The following is an 18,425-nucleotide window of genomic DNA, read 5'->3' as shown; positions in this document are numbered from 1 at the left end:
TTTTGACAGGAGCAAGACCCGGATGACGACGCTGACCATCGAAGAGCTCGCCGCGACGCTCCTCCCCGGCCAGGCGATTGCCGGCCTCGATCTGGGCACCAAGACGATCGGGCTTGCGATGTCGGACCTCGGCAGGCGCTTCGCTACGCCGCGCCCGGTGATCAAGCGGATCAAATTCACCCAGGATGCCGAAACTTTGTTGGCCTTCGCCGAGAAGGAAAAGGTCGTGGCCTTCGTTATCGGGCTCCCGATGAATATGGACGGCTCCTCTGGGCCGCGCGTTCAGGCAACCCGCGCCTTCGTGCGCAGCATGTCGGAAAAGACCGCCCTGCCCTTCATCTTCTGGGACGAGCGTCTGTCGACCGTTGCCGCCGAGCGGGCGCTTCTGGAAATGGACGTCTCGCGCGCCAAGCGTGCCGAGCGCATCGACTCGGCAGCGGCCAGCTTCATTCTTCAGGGCGCGTTGGACAGGCTGTCGGCACTTGGCAGAGCGACCTTGCCCGATCTCGACGCCTGACGGCGGTGCCACCATTCCATAATGGCGGCACGACGGCGAAAGCCGAATATGGCGAAGACCAGAACGCTGTCGAAGGCGATCGCGCGCGCCACCAGCGGCGGGATGGTTTCCGGCGGAATGCCGAGAACTTTGCCATAGATAGCGAACACCAGATCATGCGTCTGGCGCGTCAGCATGAAGATGCCGAAGTTGATGTCGTAATACGATAAATAATACCAGGCCCCGAGAAACGAGACCGGCGCAGCCCAGCAAATCAACAACCACTTCATGCGGTACCTCTCCGACGCTCGTAATGCGTCGTGCCGGTCGAAAGGACGAGCCAATTCGACAGCGCCATGGCGCTCAACACCATTGCCGGCAGCGTTATATCTAGTGCGAGCACGGCAAAAAACATCATCGCCGTAACAAGAAGCACTAATTTAGCGGGTTTAAGACCCATGGCTGCACGCTTGATGGTTAACTAATCGTCTCCTGACAGTGACGGGTTAACCGGGTCGGCGCAACGTAAACCATTTGTTAAGGTTAACGGTGCCGCGGGCCTGTGGATATCACCTGGCCGACCGCGATCTCAGCCGTAAACGCCGCGCACGATCCGCTTCAGCGCAATCGCCGCCTTCTCCCAGTCCTTGCCATTTTTCAAGGGAAGACCGGCGCATTGATCGCTGACGGCCGAGGCAAGCACGATATGCTGAATGGCTGCGAAGATCATGGCGTTGACGGCCTGAGCGTCGACGCCCTTCGGTGGCACGAGCGAACCGCGCATGCGCTCGATCCAGCCGGCCAGCGCCTTGGAGCGCGCTTCCGACAGGCGACGCACCTGCTCGCTGCTTTCGGAAACCTCCCAGGCGACGATACGGCGCATCAAAGGATCGGCGCGCAGCGCATCGAGAAACAGCATGGAAAGCCGCTCCATCAGATCGCCATAGGTCAGGAGGAACATGCCGCCGGTATCGTCGGGAATACGATCCGTTACCCAGCTGCCAAGATCGGTGCCGATAGCCTCGACGAGACCGTTGAGGCCGCCGTAATAACGGTAGATCAACTGCTTGTCGCAGCCGGCACCGCGGGCGACCGCGTTGATACCGAAATTCTGAAAGCCCTCTTCCGCAAGAAGCCGCTTGGCGGCATCGAGGATCGCCTTCTCCGTCGCCGCGCGATTGCGCACGCGCTTCTCCACAACAACGGGCATCTCCACGGGGATTTTAACGGCTGCGCTTGCAGGGGCCATCGACTCGACTCCAATCTGTCACCGAGTGGTGATTAGCAAGCACTCACGCCTCGAACAACAACGACGCCGCCATCCGAACAGTTCGAAACCAACGAATCCACAGATTAGAGAAACTGACCAAACCACACCGTGGTTTCAGACGCCACCCCCTTGGGTAGCTCGACAGGGACGAAACCGCGTGAAGACCAGAAGCGGACGGCACCTCGATTGCCGGTGTTGGCACCCAGATGAATGCCCTTGACGCCGTTCGTCCGTGCATTTTCGACCCAACGATCCAGCAGCGCCGTACCTATACCCTTCCCCTGGGCTCGAGGAAGAAGATTCATATGAATATGTGCGGGAAAGCGTTCCATCAAAATAGCGGGTGCAGGCTCCGGATGATGGATCAGCGATATCCGCTTCTGATCCGCGTTCCATGATGCCGGATCGCCGGTGGGATCGGCATAGTGCTCACGCAGATGCGGCCACCATTCCCGCTCCAACCGGGCCTCGAAGGCAATCGAATCGAACACACCGGCGATATAGCCGAATACCCCCTCCTCATCCTCCGCGACGAAAACCAGCTCGGGAAGAAGTGTCGCATAGGGAGCGGCATAGATATGCCCGATCAGTCGACCGTCATTATGAAGCGGAGCCGCATCCTTGCCGGCATCACCGGTTGCAAGCGAGATCGCGTAGAGCTGGTCGAGATCTTCCGGTCGAACGGTTCTAATCGACACCATGCTCAGGTCGCCGGTGGATACAGGAGATCGACGATATAGCTGGCGTCGAAGCGCGCATCGAGCATGCCGTAGGTCGAACGCCAACCGCCGGCGAGGCGCGTCTCGATAAAGGCGTCGGCGATCTTGCCGGCTCCCAGGCGATAAAGTTCGGCAGCACCGGCGGCAAGTGCCATCTGCTCAATCAGAAGACGGGCAGCACCTTCGTCCTGCTCGCAAACGGCCATAGCTGCGCGCAACACTTCGATCGTCTTCTTGCCGGCCGGGCCGAGATCGCGGGCAAGACCGGCAAAGACGGTCTCGAACAGGTCCCTGCCCCGGTTCAGCACGCGCAGCACATCAAGCGCCATGACATTGCCGGAGCCTTCCCAGATCGCATTGACCGGAGCCTCGCGGTAATGGCGGGCGATCGGACGTTCTTCGATGTAACCGCTGCCGCCGATGCATTCCATGGCTTCATAGATCAGCGCAGGGGCAATCTTGCAGCACCAGTATTTGGCGACCGGTGTCATGACGCGGGCATAGGCGGCATCCTCCGTGCTGCCGCTCGCCTTGTCGAAGGCTTCCGCCAGGCGGAAGGCCAGCGCCGTGGCGGCGGCGACATCGAGCGCCATATCCGCGAGCACGCGCGTCATGATCGGCTGGTTGACCAGCGTCTTGCCGAATACGTTGCGGCCACGCGAGTGATGCACGGCTTCGGCGAGGGACGCGCGCATGATACCGGCGGAAGCCAGCGCGCAATCAAGCCGTGTCAACGTCACCATATCGAGGATCGTCCGGATACCGGCATCGGGCGCGCCGAGCAGAAAACCGAACGTATCGGTGAACTCGACTTCCGAGGACGCGTTGGAGCGGTTGCCCAGCTTGTCCTTGAGCCTTTGGAAATGCAGGCCGTTGGCGGAGCCATCCTCCAGCAGCCGCGGCACGAGGAAGCAACCCATGCCGTCCTTGGTCTGGGCGAGCATGATGAAGGCATCGCTCATCGGCGCAGACATGAACCACTTGTGGCCCGACAGCCGGTAGATGCCGTCGCTCACCTTTTCGGCGCTCGTCCTGTTGGCGCGCACATCCGTGCCGCCCTGCTTTTCCGTCATGCCCATGCCGATGGTGACGGCGCTCTTTTGCATGGCGGGCTTGTTGGACGAATCATATTTGCGCGACAGGATCTTCGGCGCCCAATCCTTCTGGACTGCAGGCGAGGCCATCATGGCAGCCACGGAAGCGCTGGTCATGGTCAGGGGGCATAGATGACCGCATTCGAGCTGCGCCGTCAGGTAAAACCGGGCGGCGCGCACCTTGTGCGATTGGCCTTTCGCCTCGGGCTCCGCCTGTCCGTCCCATATGGAAGAATGGAGACCGGACGCCATGGAGCGACGCATCAATGCATGCCAAGCCGGATGGAATTCGACGACATCCAGACGCTCGCCACGCGGACCATGGGTGCGCAGCTGCGGCGTACCCTGATTTGCCATGCGCGCCAGTTCCTGCGCCTCGTGCGAGGTGACGAAACGACCGAGCTGCTCGAGATCTTCCCGTATCGAACGCGGCAGGCCGGAGGTCAAATCGACGATCAGCGGATCGGACCGATAGGCATTGACACCGGTCCAAAGGCTCGGCTGGTTCAGGTCGGCAAAAGGGTCGTCAGTCCGGGTCGTTTGGGTCATGAATCGCTTGTAGAGCAAGAAGGTTGCAAAGGGAAACTGGAAGTTATGTCTCCCAACAGCATAGGTGCCGTCGTGGGATTCGGGCGAAATTGCATGGGAAACACACAGGCTCGGCGCATACCGCCGCTTGCCCCTTGGGCGCTCCCTCTTTATAGACCCCCTGACGAAATCCAGAGGGCAGGTTCATGGTCTTCTTTCCCCACCGCCACCTCATTGGCATCAAGGGCCTCACCGAGCAGGATATCACCTATCTTCTCGACAAGGCTGACGAGGCGGTCAAGATCAGCCGCCAGCGCGAGAAAAAGACATCGACGCTTCGCGGGCTGACGCAGATCAACCTCTTCTTCGAGGCATCGACGCGCACGCAATCTTCCTTCGAGCTTGCCGGAAAACGGCTTGGCGCCGATGTGATGAACATGTCGGTCGGCAACTCTTCGGTCAAAAAAGGCGAGACGCTGATCGACACGGCAATGACGCTGAACGCCATGCGGCCGGACGTGCTTGTCATCCGCCATTCGAGCGCGGGCGCTGCTGCACTCCTGGCGCAAAAAGTCTCCTGCTCGGTCGTCAACGCCGGTGACGGCCAGCACGAGCATCCGACGCAGGCGCTGCTCGACGCGCTGACGATCCGCCGTGCCAAGGGCAAGCTTTCGCGCATCATCGTCGCGATCTGCGGCGACGTGCTGCATTCGCGCGTTGCTCGCTCGAATATCCTCCTTCTTAACGCCATGGGCGCGCGCGTCCGGGTCGTCGCACCCGCCACGCTCTTGCCCGCCGGCATCGCCGACATGGGTGTCGAAGTCTTTCATTCGATGAAGGAAGGTTTGAAGGACGCCGATGTCGTGATGATGCTGCGGCTGCAGCGCGAGCGCATGTCCGGCGCCTTCGTACCTTCAGTGCGCGAATACTATCATTTCTACGGGCTGGACGCCGAAACGCTAAAGGCCGCCAAGGAAGATGCGCTCGTGATGCACCCGGGTCCGATGAACCGCGGAGTGGAAATCGCCTCCGAGGTTGCCGACGGTCCGCAAAGCGTCATCGCCGAACAGGTGGAAATGGGTGTCGCCGTCCGGATGGCCGTGATGGAAACGCTGCTCGTGTCACAAAATCAGGGTCCTCGTACCGACGGAGCGGGCGCATGAGCAACTCGATCGTCCTGCAGAACGTCCGCATCATCGACCCTTCCCGCGATCTCGATGAGGTTGGTGCGATTGTTGTCGAAGACGGCGTGATCGTTGCCTCGGGCAAGGATGCGAAAAGCCACGCTGTCCCAAAAGGCGCGACCGTTCGCGACTGCAACGGCCTCGTCGCCATTCCCGGCCTGGTCGATGCGCGCGTTCATGTCGGCGAACCCGGCGGCGAGCATCGCGAAACGATTGCGTCGGCAAGCCGCGCGGCAGCGGCCGGCGGCGTAACCTCCTTCATCATGATGCCGGATACCGATCCTGTTATCGACGACATCGCGCTGGTCGAGTTCGTCAAGAAGACGGCTCGTGACACCGCCGTCGTCAATGTCTATCCGGCCGCCGCGCTCACCAAGGGGCTTGCCGGCGAAGAAATGACGGAGATCGGTCTGCTGCGGGAAGCCGGAGCCGTTGTCTTCACGGACGCGCATTCCGCGATCTATGATACCCAGGTTCTGCGGCGTGTGATGACTTACGCACGTGAGTTCGGTGCGGTGATCTCCTGCGAGACCCGTGACAAGTATCTTGGCGCGAATGGCGTCATGCACGAAGGCTTGCTCGCGAGCTGGCTCGGGCTATCGGGCATCCCGAAGGAAGCAGAGCTCATTCCGCTTGAGCGGGATCTGCGCGTCGCCGCGCTGACGCGCAGCCATTATCATGCTGCCATGATCTCGGTGCCGGAATCAGCCGAAGCCATTCGCCTTGCCCGCTCGCGCGGCGCAAAGGTCACTTGCGGCATTTCCATCAACAATCTCGCGCTCAACGAAAACGATATCGGCGAATACCGGACCTTCTTCAAGCTCTACCCGCCGCTTCGCTCCGAGGACGATCGCACCGGCATGATCGACGCGCTGGCGGACGGCACCATCGATATCATCGTCTCCTCGCACGATCCGCAGGACGTCGATACGAAGCGCCTGCCGTTCGGTGAGGCCGAAGACGGTGCCGTCGGACTCGAGACCCTGCTGCCGGCCGCACTCCGGCTCTATCATAGCGGCCAGGTCGGGCTGATGCGGCTGGTCGATGCGCTTTCCACGCGGCCGGCGCAAATTTTCGGATTGGACGCCGGAACGTTGAAGCCGGGCGCCAAGGCGGATATCGCGCTGGTCGATCTCGACGAGCCTTGGCTTGTCGCCAAAGACATGCTTTTGTCGCGGTCGAAAAATACACCCTTCGAGGATGCGAGAATGAGCGGCCGGGCGGTTGCAACCTATGTCGCCGGCAAGCTGGTTCACAGCCTTTAAGGCACGCCCCGGGTTTACGGAGAATAAGACGTGATGGCGGATTTCTGGACTTGGCAGCTGACCCCGCAGACGGCGCTTGCCGCCCTCGTCATCGGCTACCTGCTCGGCTCCATTCCCTTTGGTCTGCTGCTGACGCGAATGGCCGGCCTCGGCGACGTCCGCAATATCGGATCGGGCAATATCGGCGCGACGAATGTGCTGCGCACGGGCAACAAGGGGCTTGCGGCGGCGACGCTCTTGCTCGACGCGCTGAAGGGCACCGCGGCGGTTCTGATCGTCTCGCATTTCTTCGGTGAGGACGCTGCCGTGCTGGCTGGCTTTGCCGCCTTCATCGGCCATATCTTTCCGGTCTGGATCGGCTTCAAGGGCGGCAAGGGTGTTGCGACCTATCTCGGCATCCTGCTTGGCCTTGCATGGCTCATGGCATTGATTTTCGCCATCGTTTGGCTGGTGATCGCCTTCACCACCCGCTATTCCTCGCTCTCCGCTCTGGTTGCAACTCTTGTCATACCAGTTGTATTGTGGATATTGGGTGTCGACAAAATTGCCGCAGCCATGGCGCTGATGACGGTCATCTCCTGGTACAAGCACAGAGCCAATATTGCCCGGCTGACGACGGGCACGGAAAGCAAGATCGGAGCGAAGGGTTAATGGACGGAGGCAGCGCAAGACGAACCGGAGTTGCGCTGACCGAAAAACAAAGGATTGCCTGGCTCAGGCTCATCCGCTCCGACAATGTCGGTCCCACGACCTTTCGCGATCTCATCCAACATTACGGTTCCGCAGAAGCAGCACTCGCCGCGCTGCCGGAACTGTCACAACGCGGCGGCTCCACACGAGCCATTCGTATCGCCGACGAACGCGATGCCGTGCGGGAGCTGGAAGCTGCTCATCGTTTTGGTGCGCGCTTTATCGGCATCGGCGAGCCGGACTACCCGCCTGCGCTCAGAGAGATCGACGGCGCGCCGCCGCTGCTGGCGGTCAAGGGCAACATGCCAACCGCGACCCGACCCGCGATCGGCATGGTCGGATCGCGAAATGCTTCGATCAGCGGCGCCAAATTCACGGCCATGATTGCCCGCACCTGCGGCGAGGCTGGCTATACCGTGGTCTCCGGCCTGGCGCGCGGCATCGATACGGCAGCCCATCGCGCCAGCCTGGAAACGGGAACTATCGCCGCCATGGCAGGCGGACTCGACAAGCCCTACCCTCCCGAGAATATCGGTCTGCTCCATAATATATGGGATGGCAACGGACTGGCCGTCAGCGAAATGCCGTTCGGATGGGAGCCGCGGGCGCGCGACTTTCCTCGCCGTAATCGCTTGATCGCCGGAATTTCCTTGGGTGTGGTGGTCGTCGAAGCCGCCACCCGGTCCGGCTCACTGATTACCGCGCGGCTTGGCGGAGAGTTCGGCAGACTTGTCTTTGCCGTTCCCGGCTCACCGCTCGACCCTCGTTGCGAAGGCACCAACGGCCTTCTCAAGGACGGCGCGATGATCGTGACCAAGCCTGAGGATGTGGTCGAGGCGCTTCGCCCGCTCGCCGAACCCGACCTTTTTCATCCGCGCCCGATCGCGGCTCCTGTCGAGACACGCAAGCCGATGTCCGTGCCGCCTGACGATGCCGAGCGCGATCACATCGTCGATGCGCTGGGACCGACGCCGGTCGAGATTGACGATATCGTTCGCCATACCGGACTGCCGATATCTGCTGTTCATTCGATACTTCTGGAATTGGACATAGCCGGGCGATTGCATCGCCACCCCGGTGGACTGGTATCGATTTCGATGGTGGATTGAAAATTGTGACAGGCATACCAGTTCTAAGCATCGCACCGCCGCGTCGACGGCAAAAATCGACTTCGCCTCTTGACCGCGACGAATTCCCTGTCCATGTCGGAAAGCCGGGAACACGGAAAAGCCCGGTTTCTCAAGTGCCTTTTATCGGCATGACCTCGTATTCAGAGACTTGATGATGAATGTAGTAGTGGTGGAATCGCCTGCCAAGGCCAAGACAATCAACAAATATCTGGGACCCGGATATAAGGTTCTTGCTTCCTTCGGCCATGTACGCGACCTGCCCGCCAAAGACGGTTCGGTGCTGCCGGATCAGGATTTCGAAATGCTGTGGGAAGTCGATGGCGCTTCGCAAAAGCGCATGAAGGACATCGCCGATGCGGTGAAATCCTCCGACAGCCTGTTCCTCGCGACCGACCCGGATCGCGAAGGCGAAGCAATTTCCTGGCATGTGCTCGACCTTCTTAACAAGAAGCGCGTGCTCAACGGCAAGCCTGTCAAGCGCGTCGTCTTCAACGCCATTACCAAGAAGGCCGTGCTCGATGCGATGGCCGACCCGCGCGATATCGATGTGCCGCTGGTCGACGCCTATCTCGCCCGCCGCGCTCTCGACTATCTTGTCGGCTTCAACCTATCACCAGTTCTGTGGCGCAAGCTGCCGGGCGCTCGTTCGGCCGGCCGCGTGCAGTCCGTGGCGTTGCGTCTCGTCTGCGATCGTGAATCCGAGATCGAGCGCTTCATCTCCGAGGAATACTGGAATCTCTCGGCCATCCTGAAGACACCACGCGGTGACGAATTCGAGGCACGCCTGGTCTCGGCTGATGGCAAGCGCCTGCCGCCGCGCGCCGTCAGCAATGGCGAAGATGCCGGCCGGCTGAAGGCTCTGCTGGAAGGCGCGTCCTATCTCGTCGACACCGTCGAAGCCAAGCCGGTCAAGCGTAATCCGAGCCCGCCCTTCACCACTTCGACCCTGCAGCAGGCCGCGTCTTCGAAGCTCGGCTTCTCCGCGTCTCGCACCATGCAGGTCGCGCAGAAGCTCTACGAAGGCGTCGACATCGGCGGTGAAACGGTCGGTCTCATCACTTATATGCGTACCGACGGCGTGCAGATGGCGCCGGAAGCGATCGATGCGTCGCGCCGCGCCATAGCCAATCAGTTCGGCGACCGTTACCTGCCGGAAAAGCCCCGCTTCTATTCCACCAAGGCAAAGAATGCCCAGGAAGCGCACGAGGCGATCCGTCCGACCGATTTTGATCGTGTGCCTGATCGCATCCGCAAGTTCCTTGATGACGACCAGCTCAGGCTTTACGATCTGATCTGGAAGCGCGGCATCGCCAGCCAGATGGCATCGGCTGAAATCGAGCGCACGACCGTCGAAATTCTCGCCGACAATGGCGGCAAGATGGCCGGTCTGCGCGCCGTCGGTTCCGTCATTCGTTTCGATGGCTTCATCGCCGCCTATACCGACCAGAAAGAAGATGGCGAGCAGAGCGACGACAGCGAGGAAGGCGGCCGCCTGCCGGAGATCAATGCGCGCGAAAACCTCGCCAAGCAGAAGATCAACTCGACCCAGCATTTTACCGAGCCGCCACCGCGCTATTCGGAAGCATCGCTGATCAAGAAGATGGAAGAGCTCGGCATCGGCCGTCCCTCCACCTATGCGGCGACGCTTGCGACCCTACGTGACCGCGACTATGTGACCATCGACAAGCGCAAGCTTCTGCCGCAGGCAAAGGGTCGGCTGGTCACAGCCTTCCTCGAAAGCTTCTTCACCAAGTATGTCGAATACGATTTCACCGCCGATCTCGAGGAAAAGCTCGACCGCATCTCCGCAGGTGAACTGAATTGGAAAGACGTGCTCCGCGACTTCTGGAGCGATTTCTTTGCCCAGATCGAAGATACCAAGGAACTGCGCGTCACCAATGTCCTCGACGCACTGAACGAGGCTCTGGCGCCGCTCGTCTTCCCGAAGCGTGAGGACGGCAGCGATCCGCGCATCTGCCAGGTTTGCGGCACGGGCAATTTGTCCCTGAAGCTCGGCAAATACGGCGCCTTCGTCGGTTGCTCGAACTATCCGGAATGCAATTACACCCGCCAGCTTTCCTCCGAAGGCGGCGCAGAGGCCGAATCCAGTGGGTTGAACGAGCCGAAGGCGCTCGGTGCGGATCCCGTCACCGGCGAAGAGCTGACGCTGCGTTCTGGCCGTTTCGGCCCCTATATTCAGCGTGGCGACGGCAAAGAGGCAAAGCGTGCCTCGCTGCCGAAGGGATGGAAGCCCGAGGAGATCGACTACGAAAAGGCGATGGCCTTGATCTCGCTCCCGCGCGATATCGGCAAGCATCCGGAAAGCGGCAAGATGATCTCTTCCGGTATCGGCCGTTATGGGCCGTTCCTCTTGCATGATGGCAGCTACGCCAATCTCGAGAGTGTCGAGGATGTCTTTACCGTGGGTCTGAACCGCGCTGTTACCGTTCTTGCCGAAAAGCAGAACAAGGCGGGCGGCAGGGCACGCGGCGGCACGCCCACGGCCTTGAAGGATCTCGGCGAGCATCCAGACGGCGGCGGCTTGATTACCGTCCGCGACGGCAAATACGGCCCCTATGTCAACTGGGGCAAGGTCAATGCCACGCTGCCGAAGGGTACGGATCCGCAAGCCATCACCGTCGAGGAAGCTCTCGCCCTGATCGTGGCCAAGGCCGGCAAGAGCGGCGGCACGACGAAGAAGGCACCCGCCAAGGCAAAGGCCGCGGCGGCAGGTGCGAAGGCGACGAAAACAACCGCCAAGCCGAAGGCTGCTGCAAAGAAGCCGGCGGCCAAGACGGCAGCGAAAAAGAAGAGTGCAGAGTGAGCAGAGAACCACGCGGCAGGATTCCATCGTCGGAGCGGCGCTCCGGCAAAGCCGGCCGCGCCGGTAAGGCAAGCAACGCAGGCGGCGATAGCGAGCCGATGATGGCGATCATCCATGGCGAGCTGCCGCCGCGCGAGGTGATCCTGCGCTTTATCGCCGATCATCCGGAACAGGCGTCCAAACGTGAGCTGGCGAGAGCCTTCGGCCTGAAGGGTGAAAGCCGCGTCGCGCTGAAGAACCTGCTGCGCGAGCTTGAAGAAGAAGGCATGGTGCAGAAGAGCCGCAAGTCGCTCATCCGCCCCGGCGCTTTGCCGCCAATCGCCGTTCTCGATATCACCACGCGCGACAAGGACGGCATGCTGATCGGTCGCCCCGCCGAATGGGCCGACGAAAACGGTGTCGCGCCGGCTGTGATGGTCAAGCAATCGTCTTCTCCCGCTGGCCGCAACGGCAAGGGCAAGGCTCCGGTTGCCGGCATGGGCGATCGCATCCTTGCGAAAATCTTCCCGGCCGTGGATCGCGGCGGTCCATCCTATACGGCGCGTATCATCAAGGTGATCGACAAGCGCCAAGGCGCCTCCATGGGCGTCTTCCGCGAAACGCCAGGTGGCGGCGGTCGGCTGATGCCTATCGAGCGGCGTGGCGAGGAAATGGTGATCGATCCGGACTACACCGGCGGAGCGAAGGACGGCGATCTGGTCGAGGTCGAAGTCGCACGCCTCGGCCGCTTCGGTCTGGCGCGCGCCAAGGTCCTGTCCGTTGTCGGTTCCGTTGCGTCCGAAAAGGCGATCTCGATGATTGCCATCCATGCGCACGGCATCCCGCATGTGTTTCCGGCTCCCGTCATTGCAGAGGCCGATGCCGCCAAGCCTGCGACCATGTCGCACCGCGAGGATTGGCGCAGCCTGCCGCTGATCACCATCGACCCGGCCGACGCCAAGGATCATGACGACGCCGTCTATGCTGAAATGGACCCATCGCCGGACAATCCGGACGGTGTGATCGTCACCGTCGCCATCGCCGATGTCTCCTGGTATGTGCGGCCCCATTCTCCGTTGGATCGCGAAGCTCTCAAGCGCGGCAATTCGGTCTATTTCCCCGATCGCGTCGTCCCGATGCTGCCGGAGCGCATTTCCAACGATCTCTGCTCGCTGAAAGAAGGCGTCGATCGCCCTGCCCTCGCCGTGCGGATGATCTTTTCCAAGGAAGGCCGCAAGGCCGGTCACACCTTCCATCGTATCATGATGAAGAGTGCGGCCAAGCTTTCCTACCAGCAGGCGCAGGCGGCAATCGACGGCCAGCCCGACGACAAGACCGGCCCGATGCTGGAGCCGATCCTGAAGCCGCTCTGGCACGCCTACCACATCATGAAGAAGGGCCGAGACCGACGCCAACCGCTCGAGCTTGATATGCCCGAGCGCAAGATCCAGCTGAAGCCGGATGGCACAGTCGATCGCGTCTTTGTGCCGCCTCGCCTCGATGCGCACAAGCTCATCGAGGAGATGATGATCCAGGCGAACGTCGCTGCTGCCGAAACGCTGGAGAAGCGGAAGCAGGTTCTCATATACCGCATTCATGACGGCCCGACGCTCGCCAAGCAGGAGATCCTGCGCGAATTCCTGGCGACGCTCGACATCACGCTCGCCAAGGGCGGCAATGTGCGAGCCAACAGCTTCAACGGCATCCTGGCGAAAGCCGAGGGCACGCCGCATCAGACGATGGTCAACGAGATGGTGCTGCGCTCGCAGAGCCAGGCAATCTACAGCCCGGACAATATCGGGCACTTCGGCCTGAACCTGATGAAATACGCGCACTTTACATCCCCCATCCGCCGCTATGCGGATTTGATCGTCCATCGTGCGCTGGTCGGCTCACTTGGCTTTGGCGAAGGTGGGATTACCCCGGACGAAGAGGCTTCGCTCGACGATATCGCGGCGGAGATCTCGACATTCGAGCGTCGCGCCATGGCGGCGGAGCGCGAGACGGTCGACCGCTTGATCGCCCATCATTTGGCCGGACGCGTCGGCGCGGAGTTCGAGGCGCGCGTCGGTGGCGTCACAAAGTCGGGACTTTTTGTCACCCTGCCCGACTATGGTGCGGACGGTTTCATCCCTATATCTACGCTCGGCACCGATTACTTCATCTACGATGAAGCGCATCAGGCATTGACCGGAGAAAAGACGGGCCTTGGTTTCCGGCTCGGCGATGATGTGACGGTGCGGTTGGCGGAAGCTGTGCCGCTTGCAGGCGCGCTGCGCTTCGAGATGCTGAGCGAGGGGCGGCAGATGCCAACGGGGGTACGCTCGTTTCACAAAGCGACCCGGCGGAACAAGAATCAGGGGCGCAAGGCACCTGGAACGAGACCGCCGCGCGGCCGCCGATAGAGGACGGCCGCCGGCAAGAAGGAAGAGCGTTCATGACGGGCAACCCATCCGATTCTCCCATTCGCTATGGCGGCGCCGACGAAAACCAGCGCCCGGTCGGACGCTCGATTTCTCGTGGAATGCTCAATCGCTGCCCGCGTTGCGGAACGGGCAAACTGTTCCGCACCTTCCTGAAGCCGGTGGATCGCTGTGCAGTCTGCGGTGAGGAGATTTTCCATCAGCGGGCTGACGATCTACCGCCTTACCTCGTGATCTTCGTTCTAGGTCACATCGTTGTCGGCGGCTACATGATGACCGACATGACGGTGAAACTGCCGCTCTGGGCGCATCTGGTTATCTGGGGGGCCGTCACAATCATCGCCGCCCTTGCGATGATACAGCCGATCAAGGGTGGAGTGATTGGTCTGCAATGGGCCTTGCGAATGCATGGTTTCGGCGGTCATGACGACACACCGGACGAGTGGGATCAGGGAAACGGTCGGTCGTGATATCCACACGCCACTCAACTCGGCCAGACCGCAAGGTGGGCAGGACCTTCCCTGAACTGATACCACCTTTGACGAGGATCGGCGTGAATTCACGATATATTCGTAGTTCCATGGAGCCTCTCACCTCCCGACGGCTTGACACGGACAAAGTTTCTTGTCTGAACATGCCGGGCGTCGAAAGGATCATTCTGGGGGATATGACCGATCTCATGAGAGCCGACCCGTCACCTGAATTTGGCCGCGCCGTGCCTTTCTATATATCCAGTCCCGATCGATTCGGTCGCCACATGCTCCAAGGATGCTTTTATGCCTGAACCGACGAACGGCAAGCTCGGCCAGGTGGAAGAGATCCACTGGCCCTCGCTCGTCGCAGCCATTGCATCCGTATCCGCCGTCGGCATCGCCATCGGACTGGGCCTGCCGCTTCTCAGCATCATCCTCGAGAAGCGCGGCGTCTCCTCGAGCCTGATCGGGCTGAATACGGCCATGATGGGCATTGCGGCGATGCTGGCTGCGACCATCACCACCAAGCTCGCGCATCGCTTCGGCGTGGTGCAGACGATGATCTGGGCAGTGGTGCTCTCTGCGCTCAGCTCGCTCGGCTTCTACTATGCGGAAAACCTGCTCCTCTGGTTTCCGCTGCGCATCATCTTCCACGGTGCGACGACAACCCTATTCATCCTGTCGGAATTCTGGATCAATGCGGCCTCGCCGCCTTCCAAGCGCGGCTTCGTGCTCGGCCTTTACTCCACGGTCTTTTCGTTGGGCTTTGCCGCCGGCCCTCTACTCTTTTCTGTGGTCGGCAGCGAAGGCATCATGCCCTTCATCATTGGCGCCTGCATCATTCTGGCAGCGGCCATTCCTATCTTCATCGCCCGCAACGAGAGCCCGATCGTCGACGAGAAGCCCGAGTTGCATTTCGTTCGCTACATCTTCCTCGTGCCGACAGCGACAGCAGCGGTGTTCGTGTTCGGCGCCGTCACCGTCGGCGGCGGATCGTTGTTCACCAGCTATGCGACGCGGCTGGGCTTCAACGAATCACAGGCAGCCTTGTTGTTGACGGTCATGGGCGTCGGCAATTTCGTCTTCCAGATCCCGCTCGGGCTGCTGGCCGACCGCCTGCGCGACAAACGCCCCCTGCTCTCGATCATGGCCATTATCGGCCTTATCGGTGCGCTGCTGCTGCCCTTGCTTTCGTCGAACTGGATCATCCTCGCGGTCATCCTGCTCTTCTGGGGCGGCTGCGTGTCCGGCATGTACACCGTCGGCCTCAGCCATATGGGCACGCGGGTAACAGGCGTCGATCTCGTTGCGGCTAATGCGGCCTTCGTTTTCTGCTACGCTATCGGCATGGTTCTTGGGCCGCCGATGATCGGCACGGCAATGGATCTCGCCAACCCCAGCGGCTTTGCCTGGGCTGTGGCCTTTTTCTTCGGCCTTTATGTCCTGCTTTCGGGGATACGCGTGCTTTTCATGGGCAACAGAGGTTGACTTTTCGAGCGCGATTTGTATTTTCGCGCCAGAATTCGCCGTGGACCTCCGCACTGGCCGTCCACGGCGTTCATTTTTATTAAAGGCAGGACGACTATGGCCAAGGCTACCACCATCAAGATCAAGCTGCTGTCGACGGCCGACACCGGTTTCTTCTATGTCACGACGAAGAACAGCCGTACGATGACGGACAAGATGACGAAGACGAAGTACGACCCGATTGCTAAGAAGCACGTCGAGTTCAAGGAAACGAAGATTAAGTAAGTTTCCTAAACTTCTAGTTACAAAAGGCGCAGCTAATCAGCTAGCGCCTTTTTTGTTTTGGCCTGTAAGCTATCCGCAAAACCCGATTGCACATCGCTGAGGAACGCGCTCCCAATACGGCTGAAAAAGAAAAACGCCGCCTTCGAAAAACGAAGAGCGGCGTTTAGAATTGGGGGCCGGCTAGCCTGCAAAACGGCACGAGGAACCGTTCTCTTTTGCTTGCCAGCCGGCCGACCCCACGACCCAGGAGATGCGGCGGACCTGAGCATCATGGGGTATCCCGAAACCCATACGGGTTGTCTGTGTACGGGACTAAACTTGCGCAAAATCGAAAGAAAATCAACAAATTCTTAATGATAAAAACTACCGGTCTACTCGAATGGTTAAAATTCACGTTTTGGGCCGTAGAAGTCCCATGTAGAATTGATAATTAAAAATTGAATACAACTCAATAGAAAACGAACAACGGCTTCCTTATTGGCAAAATCCAAATACAGATACTTAAGAGACCGGACAAACGCAAATCTCTCTCAATTCATACACAGTCTACGTTCGACTTTCTTCAAAAATCATGGAAAAACTATGCATTTTCAGAGCATAAAATAACCAATACATACGATAGATAGTCAGATCGGCTTTATTCTCTTACGATTCCCAAGTAAATTTTCAAGAAGCATGAATTTCTTGGGGATGGATTTTTCGGTAACGCATTCAAGATTAAAGATGTTTATTCTTGGCACAAATCTTGGCGATTACCCTCGATATTCATTGGAATTCGTTAGGCGTTAAATGATTTTTTGATCAGGCGGCTGAAGCGACAACCCTGTTTCGCCCCGCCCTTTTTGCCTCGTAAAGAGCCAGATCCGCCTGTTTCATCAGCTGTTCAGGCGACTCAACCGCTCCAAAAGAGGAGGCGATTCCGAAGGACGCGGTGATGTTAAGCGAGACATTGCCGTCGCGAAGTCGCACCGGTGTATTTTCTACTGCCGCGCGCAGGCGCTCCGCGACCGCAGCCGCGATTTCGGCTGATGTGTCCGGCATGACAACGACAAATTCCTCGCCGCCATAACGGCAGGCCAGATCGGCACCGCGCACTGCGGAGCGAACACGGCTCGCAAACTCCCGAAGAACCTCGTCGCCAGCGTCGTGACCGTGCGTGTCGTTTACCAGCTTGAAGCGATCGATGTCTGCAATCACAACGGAAAGCGGACGCCGCCGCGCGACGGAGCGATCAAACAGGATCCTGAGGTGGTTATCCAGATAGCGCCTGTTGTTGAGGCCGGTGAGCGGATCGGTGACGGCAAGCTCGATCGTCTGCTGCACACTGGCGCGCAGGCGGTCGTTATAGCGTTTGCGGCGGATCTGCGTCAGGCAGCGCGCCACCAACTCGTTCGGGTCGATCGGACGTATGATGTAATCGTTGACGCCGAGATCCAGCGCGCGAACGATCATATCGTCATCCCCTTGCTCTGTGACGAGCAGGACCGGCAAAAAGCGGGTGCGCTCGAGAGAGCGAAGCTGTGAGCAGAGCCGCAGCGGATCGTAGTCTTCAAAATTCGCGTTGACGATGACGAGTTCGAACGACCGCTCGGCAGCCTCGAACAATGCCGCCTGAGGATCCGACATGGCAACGACCTCGGCGATCGGCTTCAATGTCCGGATGATTCGCTCCTGCGAGTTGCCGCGGCCATCGACCAGCAGCACATGACCCGCTTCCTCCGCACGGCCGTCGCCGGTGCGCAGGAGATCGTCGATGCCGAAATTGCGCGCCGTCTCGTTGCGCATGGAGAGCTCGTCGCTCAGCGTCTTCAGCCTCAGCAGGCTCTTGACGCGAGAGATAAGCTGAAGATCGTTCACCGGCTTGGTCAGGAAATCGTCAGCGCCAGCCTTCAGGCCGCGTACGCGGTCGGCCGGCTGATCGAGCGCCGTTACCATGACCACGGGAATATGTGCGGTGCGTGGATCGGATTTCAGGCGCTCGCACACTTCGAACCCGTCCATGCCCGGCATCATGATATCGAGCAGAATGAGATCGACTTGCGCCTGGGCGCAAACGGCAAGCGCCTTGAAACCGTCTTCGGCCGTCAGCACTTCGAAATATTCGGCAAGCAGACGCGCCTCTAGAAGCTTCACATTGGCTGGAATATCGTCAACGACCAGAATGCGCGCTGTCATAACTCTTCCCCTACTCAGGCGTCGCCAAGATAGGTTTTGATCGTCTCGATGAATTTCGGCACGGAAATCGGTTTCGAGACATAGGCTTCACATCCGCCCTGGCGAATACGTTCTTCATCACCCTTCATGGCAAAGGCGGTCACCGCGATCACTGGGATCACATGCAGATCATCGTCTTCCTTGAGCCATTTGGTGACCTCAAGTCCCGAAACTTCCGGAAGCTGGATATCCATCAGGATCAGATCCGGACGATATTTGCGTGCAAGATCAAGCGCTTCCATCCCGTTTCGGGTCTGGATCGTCGTATAGCCGGAAGCCTCGATCAGATCGCGAAAGAGCTTCATATTCAGCTCATTGTCTTCTACAATCATTACCTGCTTAGGCATGGAGAGCTGTCCCTGCATCCGGTATTGCATCCATTCT

General features: G+C 59.8%; 16 protein-coding genes. 10 read left to right on the top strand and 6 right to left on the bottom strand.

The features are described 5' to 3' along the window. Positions 1 to 22: 22 nt before the first annotated feature. Positions 23 to 517 (top strand): Holliday junction resolvase RuvX, encoded by a 495-nt coding sequence (gene ruvX / locus HGP17_RS02735; protein WP_168805723.1) that lies wholly within the window; start codon positions 23 to 25, stop codon positions 515 to 517. On the opposite strand, the gene HGP17_RS02730 is transcribed toward ruvX, so the two are convergent. The 4 genes from HGP17_RS02730 to HGP17_RS02715 form a co-directional block, all read right to left on the bottom strand. Continuing rightward, positions 454 to 786 carry a DUF6105 family protein gene (locus HGP17_RS02730; protein ID WP_168805720.1) on the bottom strand — a complete coding sequence of 111 codons (333 nt, stop codon included), beginning with the start codon at positions 784 to 786 and terminating at the stop codon, positions 454 to 456. The two genes, ruvX and HGP17_RS02730, sit on opposite strands and share 64 nt — an antisense overlap. 299 nt (positions 787 to 1,085) lie before the next feature. Further along, a complete protein-coding gene (locus tag HGP17_RS02725; RefSeq protein WP_168805718.1) occupies positions 1,086 to 1,745 on the bottom strand; it encodes a TetR/AcrR family transcriptional regulator in 660 nt (219 codons plus the stop codon). 104 nt (positions 1,746 to 1,849) lie between these two features. Continuing rightward, positions 1,850 to 2,467: a GNAT family N-acetyltransferase gene (locus HGP17_RS02720; protein ID WP_168805716.1), complete on the bottom strand. Its 618-nt coding sequence runs from the start codon at positions 2,465 to 2,467 to the stop codon at positions 1,850 to 1,852. Positions 2,468 to 2,469: 2 nt separating this feature from the next. Continuing rightward, entirely contained in the window at positions 2,470 to 4,128 is a 1,659-nt protein-coding gene (locus HGP17_RS02715) for an acyl-CoA dehydrogenase family protein (RefSeq protein ID WP_168805714.1), read from the bottom strand. A 185-nt stretch (positions 4,129 to 4,313) separates the two neighbouring features. Between HGP17_RS02715 and HGP17_RS02710 the strand changes: the two genes are divergently transcribed. The 9 genes from HGP17_RS02710 to rpmG all read left to right on the top strand — a co-directional run bounded on the left by HGP17_RS02710 (position 4,314) and on the right by rpmG (position 15,827). Further along, a complete protein-coding gene (locus tag HGP17_RS02710) occupies positions 4,314 to 5,270 on the top strand; it encodes an aspartate carbamoyltransferase catalytic subunit (protein ID WP_168805712.1) in 957 nt (318 codons plus the stop codon). Next, the gene (locus HGP17_RS02705; RefSeq protein ID WP_168805710.1) at positions 5,267 to 6,556 is read left to right on the top strand and encodes a dihydroorotase; all 1,290 of its coding nucleotides are present in this window, start codon (positions 5,267 to 5,269) and stop codon (positions 6,554 to 6,556) included. Before HGP17_RS02710 ends, HGP17_RS02705 begins: the two co-directional genes overlap by 4 nt. A 30-nt stretch (positions 6,557 to 6,586) precedes the next feature. After that, on the top strand, positions 6,587 to 7,207 hold the full coding sequence (gene plsY / locus HGP17_RS02700) for a glycerol-3-phosphate 1-O-acyltransferase PlsY (RefSeq protein ID WP_168805708.1): 621 nt from the start codon (positions 6,587 to 6,589) through the stop codon (positions 7,205 to 7,207). Continuing rightward, positions 7,207 to 8,355, top strand: coding sequence for a DNA-processing protein DprA (gene dprA, locus HGP17_RS02695; protein WP_168805706.1), 1,149 nt, complete (start codon positions 7,207 to 7,209; stop codon positions 8,353 to 8,355). The genes plsY and dprA overlap by 1 nt, the downstream gene beginning before the upstream one ends. A gap of 175 nt (positions 8,356 to 8,530) precedes the next feature. After that, positions 8,531 to 11,200 carry a type I DNA topoisomerase gene (gene topA, locus HGP17_RS02690; RefSeq protein ID WP_168808056.1) on the top strand — a complete coding sequence of 890 codons (2,670 nt, stop codon included), beginning with the start codon at positions 8,531 to 8,533 and terminating at the stop codon, positions 11,198 to 11,200. Beyond that, complete coding sequence (gene rnr, locus HGP17_RS02685) at positions 11,197 to 13,584, top strand: ribonuclease R (protein ID WP_168805704.1); 2,388 nt, start codon at positions 11,197 to 11,199, stop codon at positions 13,582 to 13,584. Before topA ends, rnr begins: the two co-directional genes overlap by 4 nt. Positions 13,585 to 13,616: 32 nt before the next feature. Further along, positions 13,617 to 14,072: a DUF983 domain-containing protein gene (locus HGP17_RS02680; RefSeq protein WP_168805702.1), complete on the top strand. Its 456-nt coding sequence runs from the start codon at positions 13,617 to 13,619 to the stop codon at positions 14,070 to 14,072. Positions 14,073 to 14,378: 306 nt separating this feature from the next. Beyond that, positions 14,379 to 15,563 carry an MFS transporter gene (locus HGP17_RS02675; RefSeq protein WP_168805700.1) on the top strand — a complete coding sequence of 395 codons (1,185 nt, stop codon included), beginning with the start codon at positions 14,379 to 14,381 and terminating at the stop codon, positions 15,561 to 15,563. A 96-nt stretch (positions 15,564 to 15,659) separates the two neighbouring features. Then, positions 15,660 to 15,827 carry a 50S ribosomal protein L33 gene (gene rpmG, locus HGP17_RS02670; protein WP_003587245.1) on the top strand — a complete coding sequence of 56 codons (168 nt, stop codon included), beginning with the start codon at positions 15,660 to 15,662 and terminating at the stop codon, positions 15,825 to 15,827. Positions 15,828 to 16,628: 801 nt separating this feature from the next. Here the strand turns inward: rpmG and HGP17_RS02665 are convergent. Both HGP17_RS02665 and HGP17_RS02660 read right to left on the bottom strand, forming a co-directional pair. Then, positions 16,629 to 18,002, bottom strand: a complete 1,374-nt coding sequence (locus HGP17_RS02665; protein ID WP_168805698.1) for a PleD family two-component system response regulator — start codon at positions 18,000 to 18,002, stop codon at positions 16,629 to 16,631. Positions 18,003 to 18,016: 14 nt separating this feature from the next. Further along, complete coding sequence (locus tag HGP17_RS02660; RefSeq protein WP_007531841.1) at positions 18,017 to 18,388, bottom strand: response regulator; 372 nt, start codon at positions 18,386 to 18,388, stop codon at positions 18,017 to 18,019. Positions 18,389 to 18,425: the final 37 nt, after the last annotated feature.

It is taken from the genome of Rhizobium sp. P38BS-XIX, from assembly GCF_012641435.1.
Lineage (GTDB): Bacteria > Pseudomonadota > Alphaproteobacteria > Rhizobiales > Rhizobiaceae > Rhizobium.
The sequence above is the reverse complement of the archived record's forward strand: the minus strand, read 5'-3'. Positions and strand labels throughout refer to the sequence as shown.